Genomic DNA, 17675 nt, shown 5'->3' on the forward strand with positions numbered 1-17675 from the left:
CTTTGTGGATGCCAGGCGGGTTTGTCAAATAATTCCGACGAGCTATTCTAGTCAGAGTTGTTTTAAAAGGAATCTATTTTTCAGGTCTCTGCAAAGAAAAGATATGTTTGAATGGCGGAGTCTGATAACTTGATCAGAGCACAAAATGGCTGTGTGCGGATGTCTCTGGGAACAGCTGAATCGCAGTTGTTGTACCACGACTCCTGCCATACGATGTAAAGAAAAGCCCAATTCAAAACCAGGAGGAAACGATGATTACAGTGGGAATGAACTACCAGGTGATTGATGGTAAGCAGGCTGAGTTCGAAGGAAAGTTTGCTGGTGTTCAGCAGGCACTGCAACAGGCAGAGGGACATACCTCATCGCATTTGTGGCAGGATGTGAGCGACAACGCTTCCTACATGATTACCAGTGAATGGTCCGACGAACAGGCATTCCAGGATTTTATCCACAGCGATGCTTTTCGTGCGGTTACCGACTGGGGTAAGGAAGAGATTCTGTCAGATCGTCCGCGTCATAAAATTTACAAACACTGAGCCCCGGTCCCACTGAATGACGTGTGAGAGATTGAGCTGGACCGGGCCCGCAGGTTGAGCTGACTCAACTGCAGAGAGTGCCTGTAATTTGATTTAGTACATCTGAGAGATGCAAATGAAATGAAGTGTTTGTAGAACTGTCAAACTAATCGAAATCGACTTTTTTGATGAGTGACAGCGAATCCGTCTCGGTGACGGTTTCGGTAGCCATCTTTCTATGAAAATCGGTCAGTTGATTGAGCTTGGTAAGGTTAGCGGGATTTTCATCCCAGCCCAGGTCCTTAGTGAGCTCGATCATTTCCGTTGTGATGGGATGCCGATCTGCCACACACTTTCTCTTAACCAGTGGTCTGCCTGAGGCATCTACCTCCACCAGACGGTTAATTCCGATCAGAGAAGCGAACAGAATGACCAGCATTCCGACACAAAAGGTAACAGGACCGATCAGCAACGAATGAAACATCGACACCAGCTTCTTCATGACGATTTCTCCATAAAAAACCGAATAAAGTATGAATATCTGTATGAAATGTCGTCGGATTGTCTGTCGTTTTTAGCTGCTAAATCGTGCCTCAGCTATGAATTGAATCTCCAAAACTGCATGCGCATGCGCTACAAAAGAGGGTGATTTTGAAGCGGTACACACTGAATCGAAAGTGTTCGAGGACAGAACGTCGTACTGATGCCCTCATCAGAGAGATGAGCGAATCAAAGATGTACTGAAATGATCTGCCTCTTAGAAATGTTGACTCGAAATATAAATGAAGGGTGTTATGTTCCACTCAGTTTATAATCTGTGATTTTTAATGCAAACTTTTTATTTGATTGCGCTAAAAATATCGGAAATATTCAGTGTCGCTCATTTCTGCACCTGATAGGGAACACCCGTCAGCTGATTTTTATCACAGCGACGAGGCGAATTCCTCATTGTGCAGATTCGATTTTCTCCTCTATCTGGGAGGAAGGGCATTAGTATATAAATCACTCGATCAGGGCAAGACGATTCTTCAACAAGGAGGTGAATTTGATCAGAGATCTGTTTGACAGACATAACAAAATCTGGCGTGCTGCGTTTATCGTGGTGGGTGTGATTGTCTCTGTCATTCAGTTTCTGCGAATCGCCCGTCGCCCTCCCGGTGACTTTCCTTTGCATTGGACTTCGGGACATTTCATCGCCACTGGTGAGTTCCTCTATACCCGCAACATCAATTACCCGTATCCCCCGTTCTGGGGTTTCGTGCATTCCACGCTGGCATGGATTCCGATGGAGACCGCGTACCTGCTGGTCTACCCCCTGTTCTTCGTGGCGCTGTATGTACTGGTTCGTGTTTTGAACCGCTTGAGCGAAGTGCATTTTCCGTTGGGGAAAAACGAACTGTTCTGGTTGGTCACAGTCGCGATTCTGCTCTCGAGCCGGTACCTGATTCGAGACATGCTGGAATGCGGTGTGAATCTGGCGCTGGTGGCTGCTGCCTGGCTGTCCGTTTATCTCTGGCGCGAAAAGAAGGAACTGCAGGGGAGCTTGATTCTGGGGTTCGCGATGGCGTTGAAATGTACGCCTTCCTTATTCTGGGTCTGGTTCATTCTCAAGCGGGAATGGAAGATGGCCGGGTTGACCTTCCTGGCAGCGGCCTGCTTTACATTATCTCCCATGCTCAAACTGGGATATGCCGAATACGATCGCACGGTGCGGCACTGGGTACATAATGTGATGCGAGGTTTCAAGGAAAAAGATCCTTCACGGGGGATCGTCGGGCCGGTTCCCATCGCGAATATGTCTTTGCGAATTACACTTGCCCGCTACCTGATGCATTTCCCCAGAGAGCATGAAGGGCGGATGAAAACACCGCTGTATGTGGACTTTCTGAATCTGCCTCCGGTGACGGCAGGACGGATCATCTCGCTGAGTATGCTGGTGTTTCTGATTTTTATTGCGTGGCTGTTCCGCAGACATTACGACGACCGTTCGGATGAACGTATTCTCTGGGAATGTGCGGTGCTGTCGATCCTGATCCTGTTATATTCGCCGGTCACCTGGGGACAGCATTGCGTGGGCATTTTTCCGGGTGTGTATCTGCTGATTCGCTCTTCCATGAGTCAGAAGCATTATACGAAACCGCTCAAGGTCAGCATCGGTCTGTTTGTGTTCCTGGTGCTGATTTTGAACCGCGCATTTATCGGCAAGTTCTATAGTGAGCTGCTGGGAACTTACCATACCTCCACGTTTCTGTTTCTTGGCATCATCGGTTTTCTGCTCAGTCGCCATTTTCGTGTGACCCGGGAGAAAACAGCAGAAGCCGCGCTGCAACCGGCGCAAGAGAATGCACCGGTTACCGCTTGAGTTTCTTTATTTCTGGAGAGGTCTTACTCTGGCAGCTTGCGTCGATAGTCATCCAGATAAAGCCCGATTTTGTCAAAGGGGATCGGCTCAAAACCGATCTCTTTCGTCAGCAGGGAGGGGTCCTGGTGCAGTTCCCATTTGCCTTGCGAATTTTCTGTCAGGCCCAGTGGAATGGGTTTGTCAGAGGTCCCGCTCAGGTTGGTGAAGCCTTTGAGATCGTTTGTCATGGCGATACCCGGTGATGTGCCACGCGTATTCACGGCGAGATTGTTTTCCATGTCAAACTTGTCGAGCAGCTTCTGAACGTTGCCGTCCAGATGTGCGACTTCCTTTGAGCAGTCCACGAACACATTCCGAAGGATCGGATTATAGAGCGGTTCACGAGGTGAGTCCTGCATGATTTTAGCGAGGTGGGGATAGCGTTCGCTCCAGGGCGGGCTCTGGTAGTTCATCGCTTCCGCCTTCTTTTCGAGCTGCCAGCTTGGTTCATTAGGATTATTCCACTGTTTCCAGGTCATGCCCCGCGAATCGACATGCAGGCCGATCGGACAGTCGAGGACCAGGTTATTCAGAATGGGGTTATCGCGACCGCCGCCAATCATGATGGCCCGGCCGGTCTGGTAGAACACGTTGCCTTCCACCGTGTCGCCGCTGTCGCAGTCATCCAGGTAGACGCCCATCGTGTTGACATGCTCTGCATCGCCGCCTCCAAGGTGGTGGATGAAGTTGTGCCGCAGGATGTTTCCCTGGCTGGTCCAGTCGCGACCGGTATAAAAAGCGCCCGAGTCTCCCGTCTCCATGACGACGCGATAGATTTCATTCCGTTCGAACAGGTTCTCATTGCCGCCATACAGGACTGCGTTATGAGGGGCATCGTGAATGCAGTTATTCTGAACGATCTGCCCGCAGCCATTCGCATAGATGCCCGGAGCATAGGTTCGCTGAAAGAGTCCGTAATGATGAATGTGGTTATTGATCGCACGGTTGTCGGCGCGTGTGAGCTGTTTTCGGTCGCCTCCATACAAGGCGATGCCACGTGTTCCCAGGTGATACAGATCGCAGCTGCGGATCGTGTTCTGCTTACCATTCACGGAGATACCGCCGCTGGCCAGGTTCGCGACCACGCACCCGGCCAGTTCAATGCCGGTGGTATTCTTCAGCGAGCCCCCCTCCGAATGACCGTATTCCAGGTTCAGGTTCTCAAAGCGGACATGTTGCGTGTCCTGCAGTTTGAGCAGGGGCTGTGTCAACGTCGCGAGGACAATCGAGGTCGCTTGCTGATTTTGCTCAGGATAGAAATAAAGCTGCTTCTGCTTGCGATCGAGATACCATTCGCCGGGTGCGTCCAGTTCCTCCAGAACGTTGAGTGCGAAGAAGCGACGTGATTTGGATCCCCAGGTGCCACCCATGATGCCATAGTTATGAGGTGCTGCCAGACGGATTGTTTTCTGCTTTGCATCATAGTCGGCGATCCGGATGACTTCGTCACTCCAGTCATGAGTCCAGTAACCGAGCAGCCAGACGCCATCCTCCAGATTCCAACGGGCGGGCCGGGGATCATCAAAGATGAACGCACCGGGGTGCAGTTTGCGTTTTTCCGGATCCTCGGCTTTGGGGTCGGGCAGCCCTTTGTCGACGACTTTGGAAAAGGAAGCCCAGCCACCATGGTCTGCATCGGCATTCGGCCAGCGGGCGAGCGTCATCGGTGCGCCATTCACATACAGCCAGGGACCGACGGGGACACCCCGGTAGGAGCGTTTCAGTTCCGCGAACGAGCCGGCAGCGATTGACGATAGATCACAGACCCGGACTTTGTCGCGGGCGGAAGCAGGCAGCCGTTTGAGAATGGCAGCGTCGGTGACCGGCTGAAACGATGCAGGATCGAGACTGACGCCCCCCTGAATCAGTGTCTGGCCCTGTTGAGTCGCACGATAGACAATCGGTGCCTCGGCGGTGCCGCTGTCTGTCTTATTGAATTCCAATGACTTACTGATTTGATAAACACCGGGCTGAATATGGACCGTTGCCCCAGCACCCACTTTCAGCTGACCAATCTGACGAGACTGGCGGATCGCATCGCGTGCCTGCTCGATCTGACGAAACGGCTTTGCTTGACTGCCATCGCCCCCGGGAGCAGCATCGGCTTTGACATATAGATTAAGACCTGCCTGCGTATTGCATGTCAGACAACAGACAATCAGACTGGTGAGAAAGAATCGAAACAAGTTCATTGAGGAGCCTGGGGTTGGAAACAAATGGGAAGGTAGTTTGCGTGACGGTTTAGTACAGCACGTCCTGCCTTGAATATAGGAAGCGGCCTGACCAGCGTCAATTAACTGTGGAACTGTTGTAGATAACCTTTCGGATCACCAGGGTTGAAACTGCATTTCTGAGAAATCATTCAGATCGATCTGGGCGGGTAAGCCAGCGACCAGCGCGCTCACTTCACTGAGCGGGATGTATTTTCCGTAACTTCCCTGCTTGTCCGGAATCGGAATTTCCATCCAGATCGTCTCGCCGTTGCGGAGGAATTGCAGCGTCGCATTGTGATCGTCGATCAGCCCGAAGAAATCTTCATCGCCCTGGAGGAGTTCCAGAATCCGATCGGCGGCGAGAGACAGATCCATCTCGCAGGCTTCTTCCGCGCTGAGCGTTTCATTGGTTTTATAACAGCAATAGAAAGCTCGATACCCCATAAACCCTCCGGTCGCGACCTAATAACAGACCAATCATCCTGGCAGGATGAAACAGCCACTCATGGTACTACACAGAGTGGATCTGTCAAACCGGGGTTTAATAAATGATTTACCAGGGGGCATTTCGCAGCATGCTCTGAACTTTGTCATGCACATGCTGATGGAACAGGTGGCCGAAGCCCGCTTTTTCCAGACGGTAAATCAATTCGTGAGTTGTGCAACTCAGTTTTTCAGCACAGGCCTCGACAGACCAGTTGCTGTCAGCGAGTTGCATCAGCAGATAAGCACGTCGGCACTGGGCAGCAGAGAGTCGATACGATTTCAAATATTCCAACGTTCCATTCTTGCGGACGATGGCTTCCCCGATGTGGTTTTCCGCCTTCGGATTCAATTCCGTCATGAACCGCTGCAACTGGAAGGGGCCCATCTTGTAAACCATTTCATTGTGGACCGGACAATCCAGCAGATTATCAGACATCAGTGTGTGCAGCGTTGACCAGTCGCCACGCACACGCTTGACTTCTCGACGCAGGTCTTCCAGTGACGCCACCCGCTTGGCGTCGATGTCCGCTGGATGTAACCGGTTTTCCTGTGCGTAAAGTCCGTAGAAATAGAGCAGCTCACCGTAATCATCGGTCAACAGTGTTTCATGCAGATCACGATAATCATCCGGATGAGGTACGATAAAGGCAGACGCCAGGGCATCTCCCACAAAGATCAGTGAACCAACCTGATTCTCATGAATTTCGAAGACACGGAGGGCATCTTCCAGCCCTTTAATCCAGCGGCCGGGAACCGACATCTCACAACGCGGGCTCAAACCATCGCGGATTGCTGCGCGCGAGTATTCTTCCCAGATCACATCCGGTCCACCAAAATGGAGCGAAAGAAATCCTTCGAGTGAAAGATCCATCGGAAGAAACCGCAGTCGATTACGGTCTTCCCTCTTGCGCATTTTCTTCATTACCCGCGCCGTCATGAAGCCCAGGTCATGAACCCGGCCATCGCTGTTTTTCTGGCCTTTCTGCAGACGTCGTATCTGTGTACCGTAAGCGACGGCCGGTGAACCATCGTTCGACCAGTCCGCGATAAAGGCATGGGGGATATAGGAGTAATATGCCGTTTTCTGATCAAGTTGAACAGCGGCAACATCTTCGTGGTAAGGACGTCGCGTCAAACGGAGATCTTCACGAACCTGTTTACGTATCACGGGCGCGAGACGGACTCCTCCCAGGACTTGTGACGGAGCGAGCTTCAGTCCTTTCAGCGAAATCGTCTGCTGCAGATCTTCAGGTTTCATCAGAGTTCAACATCCTCTTAACACGGTGTGAGAGATACGCTTCCAGATCCTCCAGTTTCGTCGTCCCGGCAGTAAACCGGGCAAAGCCCAGCATGGTGGGAATGTCTTCTGCATCCCGCAGACCGACGGTAGGGATCGTGGAACCCAGTCGTCGCGGTGAATAATGATCGGCGTCGAAGACCGGATTCATATGCACAATCTCCGGAGTATTCCCTTTTCCAATCGTTTCCCGGTAGACGCGGGCCACCTGATCGACCAGCTGAGGAGGATCGTTTTCGTAGCCATCCGAAACAATCACGATCAGGTCTGGCCGCCATTCCAGCGCGGCAAGCAATGGTTCGGCCAGAGCCGTCTGCCCCGCAGGTCGCGTCAGAAATTCATATTCCGCTTCTTCGTTTTCCGGTGTCCAGAAAGACCGGTATTCCCGCGCTGTATTTCTGAGCAGACAACTGGCTGCCAGGGCCACGCCCAGCGGACGGTTTCGCCGCTCTCGACTTCCCAGGGAAGACCGGCTGCGATCCAGAACGGCGGCTACACGTCCCAGCGCGAGGGGAGCGCGACGCAGTGCTTTTGTTGCAGCGGAATTCAGGGCAGCCTGCAGTTCTACAGCGCGGTCCCGTCGCTCGCGTTGCTTCAGCGAGAGTATATAGAGTGCCAGTTTCGTCAGTCCCGCGCGACTCAGGTCAAATTCAATATCAACCCCTTTCGTCCGTGCAGCAGTAGACTGATAGCGCATCTTTTCCGCTGCGGTCATCTTCGGTTGAATCTTCTGCAGGAAGACCTCGCGAGGAATCTGATGCGTCTGTGCCAGTGATTCCGCGACAGTGAAAGGCAGTTCGTAGATGGCAGATGCACTGTACTGCGCCTGTCGATACTGATTGAGCAGGGGCCGCGTGTAAGTCTTCTGGCTGGAAGGATCAAAGAGAAACCGTCCCAGTTCTGCATCGAGTTGAAAATGGATGTGTGCTGCTGCAGAACGAAACTTGTTGCGATATTTGATGGCATCAAAATCCGGTTCTCGTCGCCAGTTAAGGTATGTCTTAATCACGGCACGCGTGCGACGATTATTGATTCGGGCCTGCTGCAATCGTGTAAATAGCCCATACACCCGGTTGGGAGGCAGTCCGCGCAGCGCAGCTGCGATCAGTGCTCCTTCTTCGGCGCGCTGTCGGGGATCACCTGGCGCACCCGACTGGAGCAGGTTGAAGATAATCTGCAGCTGATTAAAGTGATTAATACCGGCTGCCAGCGTTCGCGCGTAAAGCAGGCGATAGTTAATCAGCGTGTACTGGTGCAGGAATTCAATCGAAACGCTGGCGAGATACCGATCGGTATAATACTCGTTCTGCCGGGTGGCGGCGAAACAGGGGTTGATAAACATCACGAGATCTTCCCGTTCGCACTGTTCACGCAGGCGATTTCGTTCGGGAGACGATGTTGAATAGGTTCCGTCGGTCACCAGAGTCATTCCCTGAGTCAAAAAAATCCGTTCGGGGAATGCAGACAGCGACGGGCTGAAAAGCTGCAGAAGCTCACGCGGAAGTCACTCTCAAGTCCCACGAACGGATGTTCGAGTATCCCGCGCCACGGCGGGCATCGCAAGCTCAGATTTTATGACAGGGCAAGTTGCAGGGAAGTTCGCCTGAAGAATGCGGATTCAGGTAGGATGGATCTGCTCACAAGGAAATCCCATTAGTACGAGTTTGTGTCAATTGCCAATGCACTTCCTTCCAGGCACTCAGGGCTGCAATCTCCAGCGCATTGATGATTGAGCGTTCGTTTAATATTCCAAATGGTATGAACCATTCATTGAAACAATTTTAAAAGGGACCTTGGGGTCTCTTCGGAAAAAGCGCTTCATTCTCTCTTAACGTTAGATCCTTCGGTAGATAATACGACTCTTTACAAAGTTCTTTATATTTTTTGAGATAGCTCGCTCCAAAATATTCCAGTAGTAGAGGTTCTAATTCGAGGGCTTGTCTGGTAACAACCAGATGACATAACTGCATAAACAGGTACCGATCATGCTTGGCGATTTCTCCTATTTCATTAAATCCATCAATATAAAACAACGTCAGTATCACAATGGCATCGATGTCAGTTAAGGTTTCAGAAAGATGGGACCAGTCTGGAGTATTATCATCTCCCATTACTGCAACATAGTCTCCAGCCCATCTCCCTTTCGAATAATCGAGCATCAGATGAAAGGCTCGACTGGCGAGTGTCCTTCCCAATCCTCGATGACGTAGACTACCACCCAAAGTATCGATACAGAATTTTCTTTCTTCGTCAGATTGACATAGTAGTAATAAACGCCCATATCGAAACACTTTTTCAAAATAGTAATAGTAAATATCTAAACGTCGAGCATCTGTTTAAACTTCTGATCAAACACTACATCATCGCGAGCAGCGTTTCATATCCATTAAATTCGTTTTTCCAGTCGGCATAACAGCCGACGAGTCCACAGGCCACGCAGCGGCAGCCGAGGTAAAGCCATTTCACATCCGGGGACAGCGAATCATCCTCATTGCGGTAGCGATAAATGCCGGCCGTGATCTGAAAGACTTCCGCACCGCAGACGCAGCCATGTTTCTCGATGTCTGCTTCCTCAGCGTACTCTTCACTGTCACCCATCAGATGTTCGTCTTCACATCTGCCACAGATCCGCAGTGCCACCCCTTCGTCTTCATCGGTACCGAAGTAGAACGAATCGTTCCCGCAGGTACAGCGGACATCTGCAAAATTATCAATCGGGTAACCATTCAGTTCGCTGTACCGCTGCAGTTCCTGACGCAGGTCTGCATGATCGTCGCCGTACCAGTAACCATCCTGTTTTTTCTGAAGACTCATTGGCCATCACTTTCATCGAATCGGGCGACCGGACAAAAAAATATTGTTGATCCGCCGGTTGCGATTCCTTATGGTAAAAGATCGGAGATTTCCTGCCTGCTCGCTTAGCCTACCTTAACAAGGGACCCGCCTGATGAGAATCACAAATGTGCTGCGTCTGCTGTTGTTGTCTGGAGTCATTTTCAATGTCGCTCTGCCCGCGAAGTCATCCGCCGCTGATCCACCAGCCCAGGGCACTTCAAAACAGATCGATCTGGGAGCAGACGTTTCACTGGAGGTCCTGTATATTCCGCCGGGTAAGTTCATGATGGGCAGTACTCCGGAAGAAAAAGCCTGGGCGACCGGTCGGGAAGGGGGCGCAACGCCGGGCACCGTGCGCGAGTCCTACGAAGGAGAAAAGCCCCGCCCGATGCAGGTCAAAGACGGTTTCTGGATGGGACGGACCGAGGTCAGCGTCGGCCAGTTCAAACGCTTTGTCGAAGAGAGCGGCTACGTGACCGATGCCGAGAAGCCGGATGGAGAAACGCAGGTCTTTGATCCCAACTGGAAGATCACGGCCAAAGCCCCGCCGCACCCCTGGATTTCGGTAAAAGGCAAAAGCTGGCGTGATCCGGGTTTCGGATTTCCGCTGCGCGACTGTTACCCGGTCGTCTGTGTGAGCTGGAACGACGGCCGCGCGTTCTGCAAGTGGCTGACCGAGCGTGAGCGTAAAGCGGGACGCCTGCCGGAAGGTCTGGAGTACCGCCTGCCTACCGAAGCCGAGTGGGCGTATGCCTGCCGGGGCGGAAGCACCGAGAGTCACTATTTCTGGTGGGGCGATGATCTGCGGGATGGCGAAGGTCGCCTGAATATCTCCGCTGTCGACTTCCTGCCCGGACGCAACAAGATCTGGCCGCTGGCGAATGCCCCGTGGAGTGATGGCTTCGCGTTTGTCTCTCCCGTCGACCATTATGGCGAGATGGGACGCAACGGTTTCGGGCTGGCCGACATGTGTGGCGGCGTCTGGGAAATCGTCCTCGATCATTTCGATCCCACGGGGGGCCATGAAGAAGTCTATCTGGTAGACCAGAATCGTCGCCCGGTCTGCCGGGGTGGAAACTACTACGACGTACCCGGCAATGCCCGCTGCGCCGTCCGCCTGGGACTCAAGAGTGATTATTATTCCGATTCCCGCGACGGCTTTCGTATTTGCCTGGGTGTCCCCCGGGGGTGATCGAAAATGAGAAGCATCACTATTGAATTATCAGGGCCGGTCACTTGGCTTTTTTAGAAGATCTCAAGAAGTGGCCGTATAGCCCCCGGGAAACGTGGAATATCTGGCTGTTCCTGGTGCCGAAGCTATTGTATGTGGTTTCAGGATTCGTGATGTGTCTGGCCATATTAATCTTTCTGTCAGGAGCGGTTCCGACCTTTCGCACTTACTTGTTTGTTAATAATGCAATAAAAACCGACGGGGTTCTGCTGTCTAACAAATATATTTCAAATGAATCTTCCTGTCCCACGTTCCGTTTTGAAGACCGGCAGGGTAAAACACATGAGTTTACCTCTTCAACCAGCTATAGCCCACCACTCGGCAAACCGGGGCAAACATTTGAGATTCTTTATGACCCCGATGACCCTGAAGTTGCGGCAGAGAATAATCAACGGTCACTTTGGGGATCAGGACCTGTTTTATTACGATCTGGCTTTGTCAATCTTCTAACGTTTGGAGCCATCTATCTTTATACCAGACGTATCTTGAATAATCGGATTCGGAATCTGAGTGATGACTAAGCCGCCCGGTCAGTCATTCGTTCTGAGTCGCGTCGCACTTCTCCAGAAACGTTTTGAGATTTTTCACAGCGCAATTATCAGGGTCTGCTGTTTCTGCAGTTTCGAGTGCAGGCTTCAACTGCTCACGGATCGTGCAAAGCTCTGGTGAGACCTCAATTCCACGGCCAATGCGAATCAGCAGCAACTCCCTGGCTTCGAAGCGAATGGCTTCACTCTGGTGGTTCATCAGTTCGAGCACGGTACGATCAATCTCAGCCGAAGGATGAAAGACCTGCCGGAGCGTGCTTATTGCGTGTAGTCGTACCTTGAGGCTCTTGTCATGGAGCGCCAGGTTACAAAGCGCGGTAATCAGTGGCTGACTGCTTTCCTGGTGAGAACCAATATAGGCACCGGTTGCGCTGATAGTGATATATCGGGTGTTGGTATTTTGATGAGCCAGGTATTCCTGAAGTACCGGAAGCGCTTCTGGACCTGCTGAGCAACTCGTATCATAGGCCATTCTTCCCAGTTGATTCTGTAGTTCAAGTCGCAGAATCCAACTGGAAGGCGTCAGATGCCAGAACAGAAACAACGCCAGAGGGGTCCCGATGATCAACAGCAGACAACCCAGTCCGCTTCGATTGTATTTGAAGTAGAATTTTGACGGTTTCATCGGGGCACCTCGATCCACTGCAGATCGTCGGTTGCCAGATCAAGTGTAGCGACGGTGAAGACTTTCGCCCTGAACAGGGCACCCGGGTTAATGCGGCGGGTGGTACCTTCATGGAAATCGTGGGTCTGGTGCGAATGGCCGGTGAGCAGGTAATCGGGCTCGGCAGCCAGCAGGTTTTTGAGATCACGGCTGATATGACCGTGCACCAGGGCAATGCGCCTTTCGGCCAGTTTGACTTCGCCGCCCCAGCGCAGACAATGAATGTCCTGTTCCCGTGCCGCCTGTTCGAGTTGAGGGACAAAGTCGGCGTCGTGATTGCCAAAGGTAAAATAGAACGGGAGTATTGCGCAGGCAGAGACGATCTCAGGTGTTGCCAGGTCACCACAATGAAACAGCGCCTCGGCACCCGCCTCCTGCAGCAGCGCGACGGCGCGTACGGTCCGCTCCAGGTGATTGTGTGAATCTGAGAGGATACCGATTTTCACTCTGCCTGTCCTCGGTTACGTCGACAGCGCGTGCTGCAGTACCTGACTTCCTCCCAGACACGGGCCCACTTTTTACGCCAGGTAAAAGGCCGCCCGCAGGCGGCGCAGCGCTTTTGTGGCAGCTCCGATTTGCGGTGCGTCATGGGTAAAGGCCCCCGTTTCCAGGATTGATGATTTAACTGGATTCTAGGGACTACCCTACCTTCAGGCCAGTTGGAAATATCAGACGGGGCCATCTACGCAGCCGAATTCAGCCAGATATTCTACAGAAGCTATTTACTGTCACGATCATGCACATGAGCCGGCGGAGCCGTGGCCTCGACTGCGACGAACGGTTCCAGGATCCGATAGCGGTGAACCGCATGTTTCGGTACCAGCCAGCTTTCGCCCGGATTGAGCAGCAGCTTCTGGTCTTCCAGTTCCAGTTCAGCCGTCCCTTTGATGACGAATCCGACGACTTCATAATCCCGGCTCATTGGTTGCGGGTCGACCGATCCAGGCGATTCTTCCCAGAGTCGCATCGAAACCGAAACTCCGGATGCCAGATATTTTTGTCCCATCGTTCCTTCGGGGGAATGGGCTGAGTCTACTTTTTTGACAGTGGTATCATTCATTTCTGAATTCCTTTCTGCTGAAATGGGCGTGAGCCACGCCAGTTGCTGACGCGGCTCACTGAAAGTGAAACGGTGTTGTAAAGCGGTTGGATGAAATCAGTCGCTTTTCACCACCAGTTCGTTATCAACGAGCAGGGCGCCCCCTTCGTAAGCGTTTTCAGTAGAGGCCCTTCTTTCGCTCCAGGAACTGACCTGCCCTTTGAGGGTCGCGATACCGTCATCCACGGAGACCTTGATCTTCTCGGAACTGACAAACGGACTCCACCAGAGCTCATCCTGAATATCGTTTTTAATTTCCTTATCCGACTGGTAAGGTGACCTGCGGTCATAGCGCACCAGGGCATCCTGATCGATGAAGAGATCATCAATGTAGGGATCGGAAACGTAAGGCCGCTGTTCCGCAACACTCAGGAAGTTCCTGACATCCACGATGCCGGGAACCCGTGACGCCAGATCATCGGCGCGGTTCTTTTCATACTGCGAGTCGACCTTCCCATACAGGTACGCGGTGTCATTCAGGACGGTGACATTAATGTCGAAACGTTCGATATAAGGATCGCGGTAGAAAGTGTCGCGAACATCCGCGGCGATGGCTGAATCTTCACGGTTCTGATTGAACCTCGTTTTCAGCCGGTTCTCCACATAGCTGACGCCCACCGTATTTTTCGCATCCCGGGCGGCTGCACGACGGGCTTTGAGATTGTCGACCGTTCCCCGCAGGGTCACGGTACGGCCAGTTACTTCGGCATCGACGTTGAAGGATTTCACACGTGGATCTCTCATTAAGGCATCCTGCACGGCGCTGCTGATTTCTGCTTCTGATTTACTCACGAATTTATTGCCGCGCAGTTTTTCTTCATGTATCCAGGGATCAACTTCCAGGTGTTCTGTGTCCACATCGTTCACGCCTGCGACCCAGGCATCGGCTTTCGCCATTCTTACTTCCGCAGCGCTACCGACAACCCCTGCGAGCTTCACCTGACCCTGATCGACGGTGACGGTAATCATGTGGTCATTAATTTGTGAATCCCAGCGGAGGGTTTCCTGCACTTCTTCTTCGATTTCCTGATCCGGACGTTCATCCTTGTAAAAGACGTGAATCTCTTCCTGCAGATCAACAACACCGCGTACTCCCTGGGCCACCTTCTTAACCAGATCCAGTTCCTGATACGATTCCACTTTGCCCGTCAGCTTGACAGCGCCTTCATTCACGCGAACATCAATCTCCCGGGCTTCCGTTGCTGGATCGGTACGCAGTGCCGTCTTGATATCTTGCTTGATAGCATCATCCGTTCTGAGAGGAGAAGGTTTGACTTCAATCCGATTGACCACGGCCCGAACCCCTTTGACGGTCTCAGCAATCCGCACTGCCCGCTCCTTGGCCAGGATGTTATTGACCTGACCGGAGAGCGTGACGATGCCATCTTCGGTCTGGATGTCGAGTCTGGTCGAGACCACACCCGGGTCGAGCAGCATCTCATCACTGATCTTGTCACTGATGGTCTGGTTGGTCATTTCGGGTTCCGCTCTGACCTCACGACGTGGAACACATCCCACGAGGAAAGTCAGTGTCGCCAGAGCACAGAGCCAGGTTCTTCGCTGTCGAGAGTTGAGTAAAGCCATTGCTGCCTCCTTCTACATGCGAGTTTATGATACAGACTGCTTCTAGTGCTGATCGTCTCAGGCGGTGTCAGTGGTGAAATCTGAGGCAAGAGAATCTGCCTGAGTGGGATTCGGTGAGAATGCACGCGTTGTTGTGTATCAAATGCCGCAAAACCTATGCCAGTGATGTACTGATTACGGCAGCGTTTGCGTCAAAGTGTTGGCAGTCAGGCAGGTAGAAAAATCTACGTTTTATAAGAGACACCATCGCTTCTGGACGCTCAGCCCCCGCTTTGCGCGGAGAGCCACCGATCAGTAAATTGATCTTCCCGTCTCCGTAGAGCATAATGAATTAACAAGACAAATGTTTTTTACCTTCCTGCTCAGAATGACCCACCGTACAGGACTCCGCTGATGAACTCACCCCGTTTACGTTCCCTGAAATTTCTATTGCCGCTGTGCTGCCTGCTTTTGCTGCTTGTGACTTCTGCCCGGGCTGAGCATGAAGGCAAGATTCAAATCCTGCTGCTGGGTGACAGCACTACAGAGGGCAGCATTCCCCGCCGGTTGAAACCGGAAGGACCGCATCTGGAATCCGTCATCGAACAACTGCTGGCCGCGGAAGGCGATCTGCCGGCCTGTCATGTGATCAACTCCAGCTTGAGCGGCGAATACATCAAGCGGCTGTTTGATTCGGGCCGCTACGATCGGGATGCGGCCAAGCTGCCGGGCGTGGATTATATCTTCATCCGCTATGGGCTGAATGACCGGGCGAAGCGGGAGGACTTCACGGAGAACTTCCCCAAAGATTTCCATGCGCTGCTGGACCGTCTGCGCAAAGACCATCCCCAGGCGGTGCTGATTCCCATGACGGTGATTCCGTTTGCCAATGAAGAGGTGAGCAAAGAGATCAACGCTCTGATCTTCGGCGTTGCGAAAGCAGAGGGGCTGGAAGTGTTTGACATTTATCCACGGTATGCTGCTGAGCTCAAACAGGGCTTTAACATGCTCAACTACCGCCGCTATCCGGTGGAAAAGGTTCCCGAAAAATATCAGGCTCTGGTCAAACCCTTTATCTCGGGAGGCCGGGTAGTCGTGATGGCTAATGAGCTCGATCCGATCCTGGGACATCTGCCCGGCTGGTACTCGGACCGGCACCCGAATCTGGCAGGTTATAATGTGATCGCTGACGAAACCGCGAAATATCTCGCACCTAAACTGCGGGCCCGCAAACCGGCGCAGGAATCAAAACCGTAATTCACCGAGGATTAGAGGAAATCGACGATGCGAAATTCGATGCCACCTGTTTTAGCCAGCCTGATTCTGTTTGCAACACTGTTTTTCATGGCGACACATGGCGAATGCGGGCTCTCCGCAGGAGCAGCCACGGTCGATGTGACGCCGCCTACGTTGCCCGCGATTCAGAACGGGTTGTTTCTGGAACAGAATCAGGACAAAGTCCTGGATCGACTCAAAGCCCGCTGTTTTATCCTGCAGAATGACAGGGCGGCGATCGCCATCGTCGTCGTCGATTCCTGTATGATTCCCCGCGATGTCTGCGAACGGGCCAAAGTGCTGGCCAGCAAACAGACCGGCATTCCCATTCATCGGATGCTGATCGCCTCCACGCATACGCACTCTGCTCCCAGTGTGATGAACTTTTGCCTGGGCACCCGCAGTGATCCCAGTTACGAGCGTTTCCTGCCTCCGAAACTGGCGGAAGGGATCGCACAGGCATTCGCCAACCTGGAGCCGGCACGCGTCGGCTATACCAGCATTGATGCACCCGAGCATACGCACTGCCGTCGCTGGTTACGAGATCCCGAGCAGTACGGCGTCGATCCCTTCGGCGACAAAACGGTCCGGGCAATCATGCATCCGGGCTATCAGAATCCCGCCTTTATCGGCCCCGCCGGTCCCGCAGATACGGGGCTGTCACTGCTCAGCATTCAGTCTGCGGATGGCAAACGACCCATTGGTCTGCTGGCCAATTACTCGATGCACTATTTCGGCGCGCGGGGTGGATTTTCGTCCGATTACTACGGCCGGTTCTGTAACGAGCTGGAACAGAAAGTCGGTACACAAGGAGAGAAGCCGTTCGTGGCCGCCATGTCTCAGGGAACCTCCGGTGATCTGCAGTGGATGAATTATGGAGCGCCCCGTCGCACCGATTACTCGATCGACCAGTATGCCCGCGAACTGGCCGACATTGCCTGGAAGGCGTATCAACAGATTGAGTACGACAGTTCCGAGTCACAGTTGAAGATGGCGGAATCGTCGCTGCTCATCAAACGCCGGTTGCCGAGTAAAGAGCGGCTGGCCTGGGCAGACAAGTACAACCAGGCACGGGGCGAACGTCGTCCGAAATCAAAAGAAGAAGTTTATGCGGAACAGGCACAGTGGATTCACGAGCATCCACAGGAGCAGATCGTGCTGCAGGTGATTCGGATCGGCGACCTGGGGATCACGGCGATTCCGAACGAAGTCTATGGGATCACCGGGCTTAAGCTCAAAGCGCAGAGTCCGTTCAGGCAGACCTTCAACATGGGGCTGGCCAACGGCGCCGCGGGTTACATTCCGCCTCCCGAGCAGCATTACCTGGGAGGCTACACCACCTGGCCTGCCCGCACCGCCGGTCTGGAAGTTCAGGCAGAGCCGCAGATTGTCGACAAACTGTTGCAGTTGATGGAATCCCTGTCGGGCGAAAAGCGCAAGCCGTTAACAACCGATTTCTATAACGACCAGCAACGTACGGCGATCAAGAAGGCCCACACGGAAGATAATAACCGGGTGAACCGTGGGGAGTGATGTATCCGCCGCCCC

Annotated in this window: 18 protein-coding genes; 6 read left to right on the forward strand and 12 right to left on the reverse strand. The window is 52.8% G+C overall.

Annotated elements, in window-relative coordinates:
• The first annotated feature begins 251 nt into the window (after positions 1-251).
• Complete coding sequence (locus tag FYZ48_RS17715) at positions 252-536, forward strand: antibiotic biosynthesis monooxygenase family protein (RefSeq protein WP_149342757.1); 285 nt, start codon at positions 252-254, stop codon at positions 534-536.
• A gap of 145 nt (positions 537-681) precedes the next feature.
• On the opposite strand, the gene FYZ48_RS17720 is transcribed toward FYZ48_RS17715, so the two are convergent.
• Positions 682-1017, reverse strand: coding sequence for a hypothetical protein (locus tag FYZ48_RS17720; protein ID WP_149342759.1), 336 nt, complete (start codon positions 1015-1017; stop codon positions 682-684).
• Positions 1018-1560: 543 nt separating this feature from the next.
• Here FYZ48_RS17720 and FYZ48_RS17725 point away from each other — a divergent pair.
• Positions 1561-2877, forward strand: a complete 1317-nt coding sequence (locus tag FYZ48_RS17725) for a glycosyltransferase family 87 protein (protein WP_187782093.1) — start codon at positions 1561-1563, stop codon at positions 2875-2877.
• Positions 2878-2900: 23 nt separating this feature from the next.
• Here the strand turns inward: FYZ48_RS17725 and FYZ48_RS17730 are convergent, their stop codons facing one another.
• The 6 genes from FYZ48_RS17730 to FYZ48_RS17755 all read right to left on the reverse strand — a co-directional run bounded on the left by FYZ48_RS17730 (position 2901) and on the right by FYZ48_RS17755 (position 9726).
• Complete coding sequence (locus tag FYZ48_RS17730) at positions 2901-5108, reverse strand: right-handed parallel beta-helix repeat-containing protein (RefSeq protein WP_149342763.1); 2208 nt, start codon at positions 5106-5108, stop codon at positions 2901-2903.
• A gap of 135 nt (positions 5109-5243) precedes the next feature.
• Positions 5244-5504, reverse strand: coding sequence for a hypothetical protein (locus FYZ48_RS17735; protein WP_206752604.1), 261 nt, complete (start codon positions 5502-5504; stop codon positions 5244-5246).
• Between the two features lie 178 nt (positions 5505-5682).
• The gene (locus FYZ48_RS17740) at positions 5683-6873 is read right to left on the reverse strand and encodes an ARPP-2 domain-containing protein (protein ID WP_149342767.1); all 1191 of its coding nucleotides are present in this window, start codon (positions 6871-6873) and stop codon (positions 5683-5685) included.
• Positions 6863-8332 (reverse strand): hypothetical protein, encoded by a 1470-nt coding sequence (locus tag FYZ48_RS17745; protein ID WP_198422239.1) that lies wholly within the window; start codon positions 8330-8332, stop codon positions 6863-6865. Before FYZ48_RS17745 ends, FYZ48_RS17740 begins: the two co-directional genes overlap by 11 nt.
• A gap of 361 nt (positions 8333-8693) precedes the next feature.
• Complete coding sequence (locus tag FYZ48_RS17750) at positions 8694-9071, reverse strand: hypothetical protein (protein ID WP_149342771.1); 378 nt, start codon at positions 9069-9071, stop codon at positions 8694-8696.
• Positions 9072-9267: 196 nt separating this feature from the next.
• Entirely contained in the window at positions 9268-9726 is a 459-nt protein-coding gene (locus FYZ48_RS17755; RefSeq protein WP_149342773.1) for a hypothetical protein, read from the reverse strand.
• 133 nt (positions 9727-9859) lie between these two features.
• Here FYZ48_RS17755 and FYZ48_RS17760 point away from each other — a divergent pair, with 133 nt between their 5' ends.
• Together FYZ48_RS17760 and FYZ48_RS17765 are read left to right on the forward strand one after the other, a co-directional pair.
• Entirely contained in the window at positions 9860-10939 is a 1080-nt protein-coding gene (locus FYZ48_RS17760) for a formylglycine-generating enzyme family protein (protein ID WP_149342775.1), read from the forward strand.
• Between the two features lie 44 nt (positions 10940-10983).
• Positions 10984-11499: a DUF3592 domain-containing protein gene (locus tag FYZ48_RS17765; RefSeq protein WP_149342777.1), complete on the forward strand. Its 516-nt coding sequence runs from the start codon at positions 10984-10986 to the stop codon at positions 11497-11499.
• A 13-nt stretch (positions 11500-11512) separates the two neighbouring features.
• Here the strand turns inward: FYZ48_RS17765 and FYZ48_RS17770 are convergent, their stop codons facing one another.
• From FYZ48_RS17770 to FYZ48_RS17790, 5 genes are all read right to left on the reverse strand, one after another.
• On the reverse strand, positions 11513-12151 hold the full coding sequence (locus tag FYZ48_RS17770) for a HEAT repeat domain-containing protein (protein WP_149342780.1): 639 nt from the start codon (positions 12149-12151) through the stop codon (positions 11513-11515).
• On the reverse strand, positions 12148-12636 hold the full coding sequence (locus FYZ48_RS17775; RefSeq protein ID WP_149342782.1) for a metallophosphoesterase family protein: 489 nt from the start codon (positions 12634-12636) through the stop codon (positions 12148-12150). The genes FYZ48_RS17770 and FYZ48_RS17775 overlap by 4 nt, the downstream gene beginning before the upstream one ends.
• Positions 12633-12872, reverse strand: a complete 240-nt coding sequence (locus FYZ48_RS29845; protein ID WP_315853206.1) for a DUF2256 domain-containing protein — start codon at positions 12870-12872, stop codon at positions 12633-12635. Before FYZ48_RS29845 ends, FYZ48_RS17775 begins: the two co-directional genes overlap by 4 nt.
• 36 nt (positions 12873-12908) lie before the next feature.
• On the reverse strand, positions 12909-13250 hold the full coding sequence (locus FYZ48_RS17785) for a cupin domain-containing protein (RefSeq protein ID WP_145179700.1): 342 nt from the start codon (positions 13248-13250) through the stop codon (positions 12909-12911).
• A 96-nt stretch (positions 13251-13346) separates the two neighbouring features.
• Positions 13347-14873, reverse strand: coding sequence for a BON domain-containing protein (locus FYZ48_RS17790; RefSeq protein ID WP_149342784.1), 1527 nt, complete (start codon positions 14871-14873; stop codon positions 13347-13349).
• Positions 14874-15266: 393 nt separating this feature from the next.
• Here FYZ48_RS17790 and FYZ48_RS17795 point away from each other — a divergent pair, with 393 nt between their 5' ends.
• A complete protein-coding gene (locus FYZ48_RS17795) occupies positions 15267-16109 on the forward strand; it encodes an SGNH/GDSL hydrolase family protein (protein ID WP_149342786.1) in 843 nt (280 codons plus the stop codon).
• A 27-nt stretch (positions 16110-16136) separates the two neighbouring features.
• Positions 16137-17660, forward strand: coding sequence for a neutral/alkaline non-lysosomal ceramidase N-terminal domain-containing protein (locus tag FYZ48_RS17800; protein WP_149342788.1), 1524 nt, complete (start codon positions 16137-16139; stop codon positions 17658-17660).
• Positions 17661-17675 lie beyond the last annotated feature (15 nt).

The sequence above is a fragment of the Gimesia chilikensis genome (assembly GCF_008329715.1).
Classification (GTDB): domain Bacteria; phylum Planctomycetota; class Planctomycetia; order Planctomycetales; family Planctomycetaceae; genus Gimesia; species Gimesia chilikensis.